The organism is Pseudomonas mosselii (assembly GCF_003205295.1).
GTDB lineage: Bacteria > Pseudomonadota > Gammaproteobacteria > Pseudomonadales > Pseudomonadaceae > Aquipseudomonas > Aquipseudomonas mosselii_B.
The window spans coordinates 194,652-208,468 of sequence record NZ_QJRP01000006.1; the positions used below are offsets into that span (position 1 = coordinate 194,652).

The window sequence follows — 13,817 nt, forward strand, 5'->3', positions numbered from 1 at the left end:
ATCGAGTCCCAGGCATAAAAAAAGGGCCCGGAGCGTGCGCTCGGGCCCTTGAAAGGTTGAGAGGTGTCTAGTCCCTCGACCTGGTGAGACTGTTTGCAGCGGCCTGGATTACGCCTTCAGCGGAACCAGACGGGGAGCGATCATGTTTTCCGGACGCAGGATGTCGTTGAGCATCTCTTCGTCCAGCAGCTTCTCTTCGCGCACCAGCTCCAGCACGCCGCGGCCGGTTTCCAGGGCGACGCGGGCGATACGGGTGGCGTTTTCGTAGCCGATGTATGGGTTCAGGGCGGTGACCAGGCCGATCGAGTGCTCGACCAGTTCACGGCAGCGCTGTTCGTTGGCGGTGATGCCGACGATGCAGTGCTCGCGCAGCATGTCCATGGCGCGTTGCAGCAGGCGGATCGAGTCGAAGATCTTGTAGGCGATCAGCGGTTCCATCACGTTCAGCTGCAGTTGGCCACCTTCGGCGGCGACGGTCAGGGCCAGGTCGTTGCCCATGATGGCGAAGGCCACCTGGTTGACGGCTTCCGGGATCACCGGGTTGACCTTGCCTGGCATGATCGAGCTGCCTGGCTGACGCGCTGGCAGGTTGATCTCGTTGATGCCGGTGCGCGGGCCGCTGGACAGCAGGCGCAGGTCGTTGCAGATCTTCGACAGCTTGACCGCGGTACGCTTGAGCATGCCGGAGAACAGCACGAAGGCGCCCATGTCGGAGGTGGCTTCGATCAGGTCGGCGGCCGGGACCAGCGGCTGGCCGCTGATGATCGCCAGGCGCTGAACGGCCAGCATCTGGTAGCCCGGGTCGGCGTTGATGCCGGTACCGATGGCGGTGCCGCCCAGGTTGATTTCGGTCAGCAGTTCCGGAGCCAGCGAGCGCAGGCGCTGCAGGTCTTCGGTCATGGTGGTGGCGAAGGCGCGGAATTCCTGGCCCAAGGTCATCGGCACGGCGTCCTGCAGCTGGGTACGGCCCATCTTCAGTACGTGATCGAACTCTTTACCCTTGGCGGCGAAGGCCTGGATCAGGCTGTCGAGGCTGGCCAGCAGGGCGTCGTGGCCCAGCAGCAGACCCAGACGGATCGCGGTCGGGTAGGCGTCGTTGGTCGACTGCGCCATGTTCACGTCGTTGTTCGGGTGCAGGTACTGGTACTCACCTTTCTGGTGGCCCATGTGCTCCAGCGCGACGTTGGCGATGACTTCGTTGGCGTTCATGTTGGTGGAGGTGCCGGCACCGCCTTGAATCATGTCCACGACGAACTGATCGTGGAAGTCACCCTTGATCAGTCGGGCGCAGGCTGCAGTGATGGCAGCGTGCTTGGCATCGCTCAGGTGCCCCAGCTCACGGTTGGCGTCAGCAGCAGCCTGCTTGACCATCGCCAGGCCGACTACCAGTTTCGGGTAGTGCGACAGCGGAACGCCGGAGAGGTGGAAGTTGTTGGCAGCGCGCAGAGTCTGGATGCCGTAGTAGGCATCGGCAGGGACTTCAAGGGTACCAAGCAGATCTTTTTCGACGCGGAACGATGCAGCGGAGGACATGATGGATATCATCTCGATTTTGACCCGGCACCTGCCGGAATGGCGCCAATGCTAGGGCTGCCCGGATTTTGCGGCCAATGCTGTTGCACGCTAACCTATGCACAAACGGCATACGGTTTGATGTGACGCCGATTGACAATCGAGCGTGTTCCATTTTGGTGCACGCGTTGCGGAGTAGTCGATGAACCTCGAAAGCAAATGGCTGGAAGACTTCAGTGCCTTGGCCTCCACCCGCAGTTTTTCCCAGGCGGCCGAGCGCCGTTTCGTCACCCAGCCGGCCTTCAGCCGACGCATACGCAGCTTGGAGGCGGCGCTGGGGCTGACCTTGGTGAATCGTTCCCGCACGCCCATCGAACTGACCGAGGCAGGGCAGCTGTTTCTCGTCACTGCGCGTACCGTTGTCGACCAGTTGAGCGAAGTTCTGCGCCATTTGCATCACCTCGAAGGCGGGCAGGGCGAGGTGATCCAGGTGTCGGCGGCGCACTCCCTGGCGTCGGGCTTTTTCCCGCGCTGGGTGGCGCAGTTGCGCAACGATGGCCTGAACATCGCCACGCGCCTGGTAGCCACCAACGTCGGTGATGCCGTTCATGCATTGCGCGAGGGCGGCTGCGACCTGATGCTGGCCTTCTATGACCCGGACGCTGCCCTGCAGATGGACGCCGAGATCTTCCCCTCATTGCACATGGGCACCACCGAAATGCTTCCGGTGTGTGCCGTGGGCCCGGACGGCAAGCCGCTGTTCGACCTGGAGGGCGAGGGTAGCGTGCCGCTGCTGGCCTACAGCGCCGGCGCCTTCCTCGGCCGTTCGGTCAACCTGCTGCTGCGTCAGCGCAACCTGCGCTATACCACTGTCTATGAAACCGCGATGGCCGACAGCCTCAAGAGCATGGCCCTCGAAGGCATGGGTATCGCCTGGGTACCGAGGCTGTCGATGCGTGGCGAGCTGGAGCGCGGCGAACTGGTGATCTGTGGCGGCAGCCAGTGGCATGTGCCGCTGGAAATCCGCCTGTACCGCTGCGCGCTGGTGCGCAAGGCCAACGTGCGGTTGCTGTGGCGCAAGCTGGAGGGCGGCTCAGTTGACCCGAAAGTCAGCCAAACCCCCGAAAAATAAGGGCGACAGTTGGTCGCCGGGGGTGCCGTGATCGCCCCGCGTTACGCTATACTGCGCGGCCCCTCGACCGGATAGATCCGGTCATGATCAGCAAACAAGCCACGCCGGTCGTCCCGCGTGGCTTGTTGTTTTTTGACGCGCCTGCGGGCGCACAAGCGAAGAGGCTCGACGATGAGTGCACTGGTTGGCGTGATCATGGGCTCCAAGTCCGATTGGTCCACCCTTAGCCACACCGCCGATATGCTGGAAAAACTCGGCATTCCCTACGAGGTGAAGGTGGTTTCCGCCCACCGTACCCCGGACCTGCTGTTCCAGTACGCCGAGGAGGCCGAAGGCCGCGGCATCGAGGTGATCATCGCCGGTGCCGGTGGCGCGGCCCACCTGCCAGGCATGTGCGCTGCCAAGACCCACCTGCCGGTGCTGGGCGTGCCGGTGCAGTCGTCGATGCTGTCGGGCGTTGATTCGCTGCTGTCGATCGTGCAGATGCCGGCTGGTGTTCCTGTGGCCACCCTGGCCATCGGCAAGGCCGGCGCGATCAACGCCGCACTGCTGTCGGCGAGCATACTGGGCGCCAAGTACCCGCAGTTCCACGCGGCGCTCAAACAGTTCCGCACCGAGCAGACCGACACCGTGCTGGACAATCCAGACCCGCGCCAGGCTTGAGGTTGACGCTATGAAGATCGGTGTAATCGGTGGCGGCCAACTGGGCCGCATGCTGGCCCTGGCGGGCACCCCGCTGGGCATGAACTTCGCCTTCCTCGACCCGGCCCCGGACGCCTGCGCTGCCCCGCTGGGCGAGCACCTGCGCGCCGACTACGGCGACCAGGACCACCTGCGCCAGCTGGCCGACGAAGTCGACCTGGTGACCTTCGAGTTCGAGAGCGTGCCGGCGGAAACCGTCGCCTTCCTTTCGCAGTTCGTGCCGGTCTACCCGAGCGCCGAGGCCCTGCGCATTGCCCGCGACCGCCTGTTCGAGAAGAGCATGTTCCGCGACCTGGGGATTCCGACCCCGGCTTTCGCCGACATCCTCTCGCAAGCGGACCTGGATGCCGCCGTCGCCAGCATCGGCCTGCCGGCCGTGCTCAAGACCCGCACCCTTGGCTATGACGGCAAGGGCCAGAAGGTCCTGCGCAAGCCTGAGGACGTGGTCGGCACCTTCGCCGAACTGGGCAGCGTGCCGTGCCTGCTGGAAGGCTTCGTGCCGTTCACCGGCGAAGTGTCGCTGGTGGCCGTGCGCGCCCGTGATGGCGAAACCCGCTTCTACCCGCTGGTGCACAACACCCACGACAGCGGCATCCTGAAACTGTCGGTGGCCAGCGACGCGCACCCGCTGCAGGCCCTGGCCGAAGACTACGTCGGTCGCGTGCTGCAGAAGCTGGACTATGTCGGCGTCATGGCCTTCGAGTTCTTCGAAGTCGACGGTGGCCTGAAGGCCAACGAGATCGCCCCGCGCGTGCACAACTCCGGGCACTGGACCATCGAAGGCAGCGAGTGCAGCCAGTTCGAGAACCACCTGCGCGCCGTCGCCGGCCTGCCGCTGGGTTCGACCGCCAAGGTGGGTGAGAGCGCCATGCTCAACTTCATCGGCGAAGTACCGCCGGTGGACAAGGTCGTGGCCATCGACGATTGCCACCTGCACCACTACGGCAAGGCGTTCAAGGTCGGACGCAAGGTCGGCCATGCCACCCTGCGCTGCGCCGACATGGCCACCCTGAAGGCCAAGATTGCCGAAGTAGAGGCGTTGATCGCCGGCTGATCGAACTTCTGCCGGGCAATGCCGCTCTGAGATGGCAACATGCCAAAGCGCTGACTAGGCTTTGGCATGTTTCATGTTCACCACAGAGGGATTGCCATGGGCATCATTGGAACCATCTTCATCGGCCTGATCGTCGGCCTGCTGGCGCGTTTCCTGAAACCAGGTGACGACAGCATGGGCTGGATCATGACCATCCTCCTCGGCATCGCCGGCTCCCTGGCCGCCACCTATGGCGGGCAAGCCCTGGGCATCTACCAGGCCGGGCAGGCCGCAGGCTTCTTCGGGGCCCTGGTCGGCGCGATCATCCTTCTGGTGATCTACGGCTTCATCAAGAAGAACTGAACACAGGCTAGAATGCCCGGCAATTCAATCCTGAGTTGCCGAGCATTCCCATGCGTGCGTTTTTTCTCATTCCCCTGTTGCTGGCCAGCGCCCTGGCCCATGCCGAACTGCCCGAGACCGACTGGCTGGAGCTGATGCCCAAGTCGGACCAGAAAGCCCTCGAGCAGATGCCCGAGATCGACCACGACTCCCCGGAAGCTCAAGGGACCTTCACCGCCAAGGGTGGCCTGAAGCAGAGCAAGGGCTTGCCTGCGGTGATGTACTCGACCAAGACCGTGGCAGCAATGAACGGCAAGCAGATCCGCCTGGGCGGGTATCCGGTGCCGCTGGAGAGCGATGCCAAGGGCAACAGCACGCTGTTCTTCCTGGTGCCGTATCCGGGCGCCTGCATCCACGTACCGCCGCCGCCGCCGAACCAGCTGGTGCTGGTGCGTTATCCCAAGGGGTTGAAGATCGATGACATCTACACGCCGTTGTGGGTGACCGGCGTGCTGAAGGTGGAGACGGTCAGCAATGACCTGGCGGATGCGGCGTATGCGCTGGAGGCGGGGCAGGTGAGGGTGGTGGAAGACGCCGACCTGTAACGCATTCTGGGGCTGCTTTGCAGCCCATCGCGACACAAGGCCGCTCCCACAGGGATCACGCGAGTCTTGTGGGAGCGGCCTTGTGTCGCGAAAGGACCGCGTAGCGGTCCCGGAAACCTCAGAGCACTTCGCTACCGATCGCCACGCTCATCGCATGACTCGCCCCCGGCTTGAGCATCACCACGTCATCCATCACATTCGCCGTCTCGATGCACAGCATGCGCTGCCAGCCATCGTCGGCCATGTCCGGCAGGTCGCGGGCGCGCTCGGTCCAGGGGTTCCAGATCACCGCAGTGCGTGAGCCGCCGGCCTGCAAGGTGATGCGTCGGTTCCAGTGCGGGTCTATGATGGCCAGGCGCTCGGGGGCGTCAAGGTAGATGCGGTCGGTCTCGCCCGCGAAGCCCAGGTTGCCCTGCTGCTGGCGCTGTTCCCAGTTGGCCAGGGTTTCGATATAGGCCAACCCGTCCACGCCTTGCACCTGCACCTGACGCACATCGCTCACGGCGAAATAGCTGTGTAGGGCCTGGCTCAGGGTGACGTCGGTATTGCCGAGGTTGTAGCTGGTCAGGGTCAGCTTCAGCTGGTCGCCCAGTTCCACCAGCAGCTTGAGCTGGACCTCATGGGCCCAGCCCGGCAGGTCGCCCTGGGCTTCAGGTAGTTCGAATTCGATGTGCAGGCTTTCGCCGTGCTCCTCGGCCCCCAGCAACTGCCAGTCGCGCCCGCGCACCAGGCCGTGGGCCGGTGGCTGCTCGCCCTTGAACATGGCTTTGACCGAGTCCGGGTTGCGTTCGAAGATGCCGAACCATGGCCAGCACACCGGCGCGCCGGCGCGCACCGACTTGCCCCTGCGGAAAATGGCCTGGTCGCTCAGCCACAGCAGCGGCGGTTCGCCGATTAGCTGATAGCTGAGGACCTGCGCGCCCTGCTGGGCGATCAATAGTTCGGCGTGGTCGCTGGTGATGCGCCAGCAATTGAGTTCGCCGTGAAGCTCAGTCTCGACCGTGAAGTTAGCCATTGCGCTCGTCTCATTGATTGTCTGTCAGGCCGTTGGACCCGGTGACGTGCAATGAGTTTACCGCTCGCTCGGCTCAGCGACGAGGCACCGAGCGGGTGCGACCGCTGCCGTCGATGGCGACGAACACGAACACGGCTTCGGTGACCTTGCGCCATTCGCTGGACAGCGGGTCGTCGCTCCACACTTCGACCATCATCTGGATCGAGCTGCGACCGATCTCCAGGGTCTGGGTATAGAAGGACAGCTGCGCGCCCACCGCCACCGGCACCAGGAAGGCCATGCGGTCGATGGCCACCGTGGCCACCCTGCCACCGGCGACGCGGCTGGCCATGGCGGTGCCGGCCAGGTCCATCTGGGCGACCAGCCAGCCGCCGAAGATATCGCCGAAACCATTGGTCTCGCGTGGCAGCGCGGTGATCTGCAAGGCCAGGTCGCCCTGCGGGATAGGATCTTCTTGTTCGAGCTCAATCATGCCGTGGGGCCTCTGACCCGTGAAGCTTCGTTGGTGGCGCAATGAAGGACGCCGTAAAAACGATTCAGCAACACGCATACTACGCTGATTTCGCTTCGCGAGGCGGCCAAAGGGAAACTCTGCGAAACAGTCTGACAACAATGACCGACGTTTTCGCACAACTTCCCACAATGGAAGCAACCTTTTCCTACGAGCGGGCAGTATATATACCTGCACAGCCAGCGACGACCGCACATTCATGAATATCTGTATGGATTTTGTACCGCTATGAGCGCGGCTCGGCAATTTGCTATCTTCGCTGCCTATCCAATCCAGAAGCCGCATGCCAAGCGGTCCGCAGACCTACAAGAGAAAGAACAGCGATGACCTCCGTGCAGAGCAGTATCGAGCAGCCGTCCCGGCCGTTGTCCCGCAGTGACTACAAGACCCTCTCGCTGTCCGCCCTGGGCGGAGCCCTGGAGTTCTACGACTTCATCATCTTCGTGTTCTTCGCCACGGTGGTCGGCAAGCTGTTCTTCCCCGCCGACATGCCCGAGTGGCTGCGCCTGATGCAGACCTTCGGCATCTTCGCCGCCGGCTACCTGGCGCGCCCCCTGGGCGGCATCGTCATGGCCCACTTCGGCGACCTGCTCGGGCGCAAGAAGATGTTCACCCTGAGCATCTTCCTGATGGCCGTGCCGACCCTGGTGATGGGCCTGCTGCCCACCTATGCGCAGATTGGCCTGTGGGCGCCGATCCTGCTGCTGTTGATGCGGGTGATCCAGGGCGCGGCCATCGGCGGCGAGGTGCCGGGGGCCTGGGTGTTCGTCTCCGAGCACGTGCCGGCGCGCAACACCGGTTATGCCTGCGGTACCCTGACCGCGGGCCTGACCTCGGGCATCCTGCTTGGCTCGCTGGTGGCGACCCTGATCAACACGCTCTACACCCCCGAGGAAGTGGCGAATTACGCCTGGCGTATCCCGTTCCTGCTCGGTGGGGTGTTCGGCTTCTTCGCGGTCTACCTGCGCCGCTGGCTGCATGAGACCCCGGTGTTCGCCGAGATGCAGGCGCGCAAGGCGCTGGCCGAGGAACTGCCGCTGCGCGCGGTGCTGCGCGACCATCGCGGTGCGATCATCCTGTCGATGCTGCTCACCTGGCTGCTGTCGGCCGGCATCGTGGTGATCATCCTGATGACCCCGGCTTTGCTGCAGAGCCTCTATCACGTCAGTCCCACCGACTCGCTCAAGGCCAACAGCCTGGCCATCGTGCTGCTCAGCCTGGGCTGCATCGGGGCTGGCAGCCTGGCCGACCGTTTCGGCGCCGGGCGCGTGTTCATCGTCGGCAGCCTGGCGCTGCTGGCGTCTTCCTGGGCTTTCTACCACAGCCTGCCGACCCGTCCGGACCTGCTGTTCCCGCTGTATGCCCTGACCGGCCTGTGCGTGGGTATCGTCGGCGCCGTGCCCTACGTGATGGTCAAGGCCTTCCCGCCAGTGGTGCGCTTCAGTGGCCTGTCGTTCTCCTACAACCTGGCCTACGCAATTTTTGGCGGGCTGACGCCGATGGTGGTGACCGCGCTGCTGAAGTTCAGCCCGATGGCACCGGCCTATTATGTGGCGTGTCTGTGTGCCGTTGGTCTGCTGGTGGGCACCTACCTGCTCGCGCGCAAACGCTGACACCCGCTCTAAATTCACCCTCTGCAACATCCTGTAAAGGCCATCCCGGTTACCGGTGATGGCCTTTCATCCAATTGTCACATTCGAGTCATAGAGTGTTCATGCGGCCTGCAGATACTTGGGCCCGTTCCATCTCACAACCCACGATATTCCTGCTAGGAGCAAGGCATGAAACTGAAGCGTTTGATGGCGGCCCTGACCTTTGCCGCCGCTGGCGTCGCTGCCGCCAATGCGGTCGCCGCTGTCGATCCTGCAATCCCGACCTACACCAAGACCACCGGTGTATCGGGCAACCTCTCCAGCGTCGGTTCCGACACCCTCGCGAACCTGATGACCCTGTGGGCCGAGGCCTACAAGAAGGAATATCCGAACGTAAACATCCAGATCCAGGCCGCCGGCTCTTCCACTGCGCCGCCCGCGCTGACCGAAGGCACCGCCAACCTGGGCCCGATGAGCCGCAAGATGAAGGACGTCGAGCTGCAGGCCTTCGAGCAGAAGTACGGCTACAAGCCGACCGCCATCCCGGTCGCCGTCGACGCCCTGGCCGTGTTCGTGCACAAGGACAACCCGATCAAGGGCCTGACCATGGCTCAGGTCGACGCCATCTTCTCCTCCACCCGCCTGTGCGGTGGCAAGAGCGAGATCAAGACCTGGGGTGATGTCGGCGTGACCGGCGACCTGGCCAACAAGCCAATCCAGCTGTTCGGCCGCAACTCGGTATCGGGCACCTACGGCTACTTCAAGGAAGAAGCCCTGTGCAAAGGCGACTTCAAGCCTAACGTCAACGAACAGCCTGGCTCGGCCTCGGTCGTGCAGTCGATCAGCTCCTCGCTGAACGGCATCGGCTACTCGGGCATCGGCTACAAGACCGCCAGCGTCAAGACCGTGCCTCTGGCCAAGAAAGACGGCGGCACCTTCGTCGAAGACAACGAAGCCAACGCCCTGAACGGCACCTACCCGCTGTCGCGCTTCCTCTACGTCTACGTCAACAAGGCGCCGAACAAGCCTCTGGCCCCGCTGGAAGCCGAGTTCGTCAAGCTGGTGCTGTCGCAAGCCGGCCAGCAGGTTGTCGTGAAGGACGGCTACATCCCGCTGCCAGCCAAAGTGGTCGACAAGACCCTGGCCGACCTGGGCCTGTCCCACGCGGGTAACGTTGCAAAGAAGTAAGTAACTGAGGACGAGGCCGGTGCCAACTATGCCCGGCCTCCTCCACGAATTCCTTAGTCCGAAGCCAGGGCTCCTGAGCGGCGGGCTTTTTTGCGTCACTGCACTGTCATGTTTTTGTCATACGGGACCGCTAGGGTGTGCGCATGAATGATCTGGCCAACTCCACAATGACCCAAAATTCTCCTCCGGTGCGCATTGATTTCAATACGCCCGAGTTGCAACGCAAGCGCCGCATGCGCGCCCTCAAGGACCGTCTGACCCGCTGGTACGTCCTAGTGGGCGGCCTTGCCGTGCTGGCAGCGATCACGCTGATCTTCTTCTACCTGGCCTATGTGGTGCTGCCGCTGTTCCAGGGCGCCACGCTTTCCAGCAAGAAGGCCCTGGAGCCGACCTGGCTGCAACAGGACGCCGGCAAACCCCTGATGATCGCCCTCGAGGAGCAGAACCTCGTGGGCATGCGTGTGTCCGACAAGGGCCAGGCCCTGTTCTTCGACACCAAGACCGGCAACGAACTGAAGCGCGTCGACCTGCCACTGCCCGCCGGCGCCCAGGTCAGTTCGATCAGTACCGACCAGCCCGGCAGCCCGCTGGTGGTGCTGGGCCTGTCCAACGGCCAGGCGCTGGTGTTCCACCACACCTACAAGATCACCTATCCGGACAACAAGAAGACCATCGAGCCGGGTATCGACTACCCCTATGGTCAGGACCTGTTCACCCTGGATGACCAGGGCCGCGCGCTGGAACACGTGAGCGTCAACGTCAATGGCGACACCCTGTTGCTGGCCGGTTCCACCGGCGCGCACCTGCAGGTGGTCGAACTGTCGCGCACCGAGAACATGATGACCGACGAGGTCACCATCGAGCAGAACCGCATCGAGCTGCCGCAGATGACCGAGGTAGTGAAGAACATCTTCATCGACCCGCGCCAGCAGTGGTTGTACGTGGTCAACGGCCGCGCCACCGCCGATGTGTTCAGCCTGCGCGACAAGAGCCTCAATGGCCGCTACAAGCTGCTCGAGGACGGTAATGCCGAGATCACCGCGACCGCCCAGCTGGTTGGGGGCATCTCGCTGATCTTCGGTGACTCCAAGGGTGGCCTGAGCCAGTGGTTCATGGCCCGCGATCCGGATGGCGAGTCGCGCTTCAAGCTGATCCGCAGCTTCCAGATGGGCAAGGCCCCGGTGGTGCAGATCGACGCCGAAGAGCGCCGCAAGGGCTTCATCGCCCTGGACAGCGAAGGCAAGCTGGGCGTGTTCCACAGCACCGCGCACCGTACCCTGCTGGTCGAGTCGGTCGCCGAAGGCGCGGGCGTGCTGGCCCTGTCGCCGCGCGCCAACCGCATCATCATCGAGGAAGGCGGCAAGCTGCTGCCGCTGAGCCTGCGCAACCCGCACCCGGAAATCTCCTTCAGCGCGCTGTGGGGCAAGGTCTGGTACGAAAACTACGACGAGCCTAAGTACGTCTGGCAGTCGACCGCCTCGAACACCGACTTCGAGCCCAAGCTGAGCCTGTCGCCGCTGACCTTCGGTACGCTCAAGGCCGCGTTCTACGCGATGATCCTGGCCGCCCCGCTGGCCATCGCCGCCGCCATCTACACCGCCTATTTCATGGCCCCGGGCATGCGCCGCAAGGTCAAGCCGGTGATCGAGCTGATGGAAGCGATGCCGACGGTGATCCTCGGCTTCTTCGCCGGCCTGTTCCTCGCGCCGTACCTGGAAGGCCACCTGCCGGGCGTGTTCAGCCTGTTCGTGATCATGCCGATCGGCATCCTGCTGGCCGGCTTCAGCTGGAGCCGCCTGCCGGAGTCGATCCGCCTGCGCATTCCCGATGGCTGGGAAGCGGCGATCCTGATCCCGGTGATCCTGGTGATCGGCTGGTTTGCCCTGTACATGAGCCCGTTCCTCGAGAGCTGGTTCTTCAAGGGCGACATGCGCCTGTGGATCAGCAACGACCTCGGCATCACCTACGACCAGCGCAACGCCCTGGTGGTCGGTATCGCCATGGGCTTCGCGGTCATCCCGAACATCTACTCCATCGCCGAAGACGCCGTGTTCAGCGTGCCGCGCAGCCTGACCCTGGGTTCGCTGGCCCTGGGCGCCACGCCGTGGCAGACCCTGACCCGCGTGGTCATCCTCACCGCGAGCCCGGGTATCTTCTCGGCGCTGATGATCGGCATGGGCCGTGCGGTGGGCGAGACCATGATCGTGCTGATGGCCACCGGCAATACCCCGGTGATGGAGATGAACCTGTTCGAGGGCATGCGCACCCTGGCCGCCAACGTGGCCGTGGAAATGCCCGAATCGGAAGTCGGCGGCAGCCACTATCGTGTGCTGTTCCTCGCCGCCCTCGTGCTGCTGATGTTCACCTTCGTGATGAACACCCTGGCCGAGCTGATTCGCCAGCGCCTGCGCAAGAAATACTCGTCGCTTTGATAGAAAGGTAGAGATCCGTGAAAAAGGATTCCCTCAAAGGCTGGTTCAAGAGCGGCGCCCCCGGCGTCTGGATCAGTGGTGGCGCGGTCGCCATGGCGGTCATCATGACCGTCGGCCTGCTGGCCGTGATCGCCGTGCGCGGCCTGGGCCACTTCTGGCCGGCCGACCTGGTCCAGGCCACCTACAAGGTGCCAGGCCAGGCCGACCACGTGGTCATCGGTGAAGTGGTGCAGAAGGAAGAGGTACCGCGCGAACGCCTCAAGGGTGCCGGCCTGCCGGTGCCCGAGCAGGGCCCGGAGTTCATGACCCGCGAGCTGATCAAGGTCGGTAACCGCGACCTCAATGGCAGCGACTTCACCTGGGTCGTGGGCGAGTGGCTGGTGGATCAGCGCAAGCCTGCCGAGCTGATCGCCCTGGAACGCCGCGAGTGGGGCAACTTCTACGGTTACCTGCTCAGCGTCAAGGAAGAGGGCCGCGTGGTCGCCCAGGGCCCCGAGGCCTGGAACGAGCTGCAGAGCCGCCTCAAGCGCGCCAGCGAGCTGAACGATCAGCTGGTGAAGCTGGAGAAGAAGGACATCGGTGCAATCAACCATGGCCTCGAGCGCCTGCGCCTGCACAGCCGCAAGCTGGAACTGGATGGCAAGCTGGACGCCGCCGCCCAGGCCGACATGGACGCCGAGCGCGCCGAACTGAACAACCGATACAAGGCTATCGAGGAGCGTCTGACCGGCCTGCACCAGGCCTTCGCCCGCGACAGCCTGGTGGCCCGCGACGGCAACGGCCGCGAAGTGGAGATCAACCTGAGCAAGGTGGTCCACGCCATCCAGCCGAACGCCATGTCCGGCCTGACCAAGATGGGTGCCTACTTCGCCAAGGTGTGGGAGTTCCTCAGCGACGACCCGCGTGAGGCTAACACCGAGGGTGGTATTTTCCCGGCCATCTTCGGCACCGTGATGATGACCCTGATCATGGCCGTGATCGTCACCCCGTTCGGCGTACTGGCTGCAGTGTACCTGCGTGAATACGCCAAGCAGGGCCCGGTAACCCGGTTGATCCGCATCGCGGTGAACAACCTGGCCGGTGTTCCGGCGATCGTCTACGGTGTGTTCGGCCTGGGCTTCTTCGTCTACGTGCTGGGCGGCTCGATTGACCGATTGTTCTTCCCCGAGTCGCTGCCGGCGCCGACCCTCGGCACCCCTGGCCTGCTGTGGGCCTCGCTGACCTTGGCGCTGCTGGCGGTGCCGGTGGTGATCGTGGCCACCGAGGAAGGCCTGGCGCGTATTCCGCGCACCGTGCGCGAGGGCTCGCTGGCCCTGGGCGCGACCAAGGCCGAGACCCTGTGGAAGATCGTCCTGCCGATGGCCAGCCCGGCCATGATGACCGGCATGATCCTCGCCGTGGCCCGCGCCGCCGGTGAGGTGGCACCGCTGATGCTGGTGGGTGTGGTGAAGCTGGCGCCGTCGCTGCCGGTGGACGGCAACTACCCGTACCTGCACCTGGACCAGAAGATCATGCACCTGGGCTTCCACATCTACGACGTCGGCTTCCAGAGCCCCAACGTCGAGGCCGCGCGACCGCTGGTGTACGCCACCGCGCTGCTGCTGGTGCTGGTGATCGCCACCCTCAACCTCTCGGCGGTGTGGATCCGTAACCACCTGCGCGAGAAGTACAAGGCCCTCGATCACTGATCCTGATTGCAAGCGTGCCGCCCGATCGCCGGGCGGCCCTTTGAAACGAATTGATAGCGTATGGA

Annotated in this window: 12 protein-coding genes; 9 read left to right on the forward strand and 3 right to left on the reverse strand. The window is 63.9% G+C overall.

The window, feature by feature from the left end; genetic code table 11:
• Positions 1 to 108 precede the first annotated feature (108 nt).
• Positions 109 to 1,533 carry an aspartate ammonia-lyase gene (gene aspA, locus DMX06_RS08580; protein WP_110736208.1) on the reverse strand — a complete coding sequence of 475 codons (1,425 nt, stop codon included), beginning with the start codon at positions 1,531 to 1,533 and terminating at the stop codon, positions 109 to 111.
• Positions 1,534 to 1,714: 181 nt separating this feature from the next.
• Here aspA and DMX06_RS08585 point away from each other — a divergent pair, with 181 nt between their 5' ends.
• The 5 genes from DMX06_RS08585 to DMX06_RS08605 all read left to right on the forward strand — a co-directional run bounded on the left by DMX06_RS08585 (position 1,715) and on the right by DMX06_RS08605 (position 5,326).
• Positions 1,715 to 2,644, forward strand: a complete 930-nt coding sequence (locus DMX06_RS08585) for a LysR substrate-binding domain-containing protein (RefSeq protein WP_050707560.1) — start codon at positions 1,715 to 1,717, stop codon at positions 2,642 to 2,644.
• 171 nt (positions 2,645 to 2,815) lie between these two features.
• Positions 2,816 to 3,307: a 5-(carboxyamino)imidazole ribonucleotide mutase gene (gene purE, locus DMX06_RS08590; RefSeq protein WP_050707559.1), complete on the forward strand. Its 492-nt coding sequence runs from the start codon at positions 2,816 to 2,818 to the stop codon at positions 3,305 to 3,307.
• Positions 3,308 to 3,317: 10 nt separating this feature from the next.
• A complete protein-coding gene (locus DMX06_RS08595; RefSeq protein WP_110736210.1) occupies positions 3,318 to 4,400 on the forward strand; it encodes a 5-(carboxyamino)imidazole ribonucleotide synthase in 1,083 nt (360 codons plus the stop codon).
• Positions 4,401 to 4,496: 96 nt separating this feature from the next.
• A complete protein-coding gene (locus DMX06_RS08600) occupies positions 4,497 to 4,742 on the forward strand; it encodes a GlsB/YeaQ/YmgE family stress response membrane protein (RefSeq protein ID WP_050707557.1) in 246 nt (81 codons plus the stop codon).
• A 50-nt stretch (positions 4,743 to 4,792) separates the two neighbouring features.
• The gene (locus DMX06_RS08605; RefSeq protein WP_181427800.1) at positions 4,793 to 5,326 is read left to right on the forward strand and encodes a DUF3299 domain-containing protein; all 534 of its coding nucleotides are present in this window, start codon (positions 4,793 to 4,795) and stop codon (positions 5,324 to 5,326) included.
• Between the two features lie 118 nt (positions 5,327 to 5,444).
• Here DMX06_RS08605 and DMX06_RS08610 read toward each other — a convergent pair whose 3' ends face one another.
• Together DMX06_RS08610 and DMX06_RS08615 are read right to left on the reverse strand one after the other, a co-directional pair.
• Positions 5,445 to 6,341 carry a D-hexose-6-phosphate mutarotase gene (locus DMX06_RS08610; RefSeq protein WP_110736214.1) on the reverse strand — a complete coding sequence of 299 codons (897 nt, stop codon included), beginning with the start codon at positions 6,339 to 6,341 and terminating at the stop codon, positions 5,445 to 5,447.
• A 73-nt stretch (positions 6,342 to 6,414) separates the two neighbouring features.
• Positions 6,415 to 6,813, reverse strand: a complete 399-nt coding sequence (locus tag DMX06_RS08615) for an acyl-CoA thioesterase (RefSeq protein WP_003253317.1) — start codon at positions 6,811 to 6,813, stop codon at positions 6,415 to 6,417.
• 362 nt (positions 6,814 to 7,175) lie between these two features.
• Between DMX06_RS08615 and DMX06_RS08620 the strand changes: the two genes are divergently transcribed.
• From DMX06_RS08620 to pstA, 4 genes are all read left to right on the forward strand, one after another.
• A complete protein-coding gene (locus tag DMX06_RS08620) occupies positions 7,176 to 8,465 on the forward strand; it encodes an MFS transporter (protein ID WP_110736215.1) in 1,290 nt (429 codons plus the stop codon).
• A gap of 168 nt (positions 8,466 to 8,633) precedes the next feature.
• A complete protein-coding gene (locus DMX06_RS08625) occupies positions 8,634 to 9,632 on the forward strand; it encodes a phosphate ABC transporter substrate-binding protein PstS (RefSeq protein WP_062575623.1) in 999 nt (332 codons plus the stop codon).
• 143 nt (positions 9,633 to 9,775) lie between these two features.
• Positions 9,776 to 12,064 carry an ABC transporter permease subunit gene (locus DMX06_RS08630; protein WP_110736217.1) on the forward strand — a complete coding sequence of 763 codons (2,289 nt, stop codon included), beginning with the start codon at positions 9,776 to 9,778 and terminating at the stop codon, positions 12,062 to 12,064.
• A gap of 17 nt (positions 12,065 to 12,081) precedes the next feature.
• Positions 12,082 to 13,752 (forward strand): phosphate ABC transporter permease PstA, encoded by a 1,671-nt coding sequence (gene pstA / locus DMX06_RS08635; protein WP_110736218.1) that lies wholly within the window; start codon positions 12,082 to 12,084, stop codon positions 13,750 to 13,752.
• Positions 13,753 to 13,817 lie beyond the last annotated feature (65 nt).

Bases quoted from the DNA above. Each gene is read 5' to 3' on its own strand.
- aspA (WP_110736208.1), bottom strand. From the start codon at position 1,533: ATGTCCTCCGCTGCATCGTTCCGCGTCGAAAAAGATCTGCTTGGTACC.
- DMX06_RS08585 (WP_050707560.1), top strand. From the start codon at position 1,715: ATGAACCTCGAAAGCAAATGGCTGGAAGACTTCAGTGCCTTGGCCTCC.
- purE (WP_050707559.1), top strand. From the start codon at position 2,816: ATGAGTGCACTGGTTGGCGTGATCATGGGCTCCAAGTCCGATTGGTCC.
- DMX06_RS08595 (WP_110736210.1), top strand. From the start codon at position 3,318: ATGAAGATCGGTGTAATCGGTGGCGGCCAACTGGGCCGCATGCTGGCC.
- DMX06_RS08600 (WP_050707557.1), top strand. From the start codon at position 4,497: ATGGGCATCATTGGAACCATCTTCATCGGCCTGATCGTCGGCCTGCTG.
- DMX06_RS08605 (WP_181427800.1), top strand. From the start codon at position 4,793: ATGCGTGCGTTTTTTCTCATTCCCCTGTTGCTGGCCAGCGCCCTGGCC.
- DMX06_RS08610 (WP_110736214.1), bottom strand. From the start codon at position 6,341: ATGGCTAACTTCACGGTCGAGACTGAGCTTCACGGCGAACTCAATTGC.
- DMX06_RS08615 (WP_003253317.1), bottom strand. From the start codon at position 6,813: ATGATTGAGCTCGAACAAGAAGATCCTATCCCGCAGGGCGACCTGGCC.
- DMX06_RS08620 (WP_110736215.1), top strand. From the start codon at position 7,176: ATGACCTCCGTGCAGAGCAGTATCGAGCAGCCGTCCCGGCCGTTGTCC.
- DMX06_RS08625 (WP_062575623.1), top strand. From the start codon at position 8,634: ATGAAACTGAAGCGTTTGATGGCGGCCCTGACCTTTGCCGCCGCTGGC.
- DMX06_RS08630 (WP_110736217.1), top strand. From the start codon at position 9,776: ATGAATGATCTGGCCAACTCCACAATGACCCAAAATTCTCCTCCGGTG.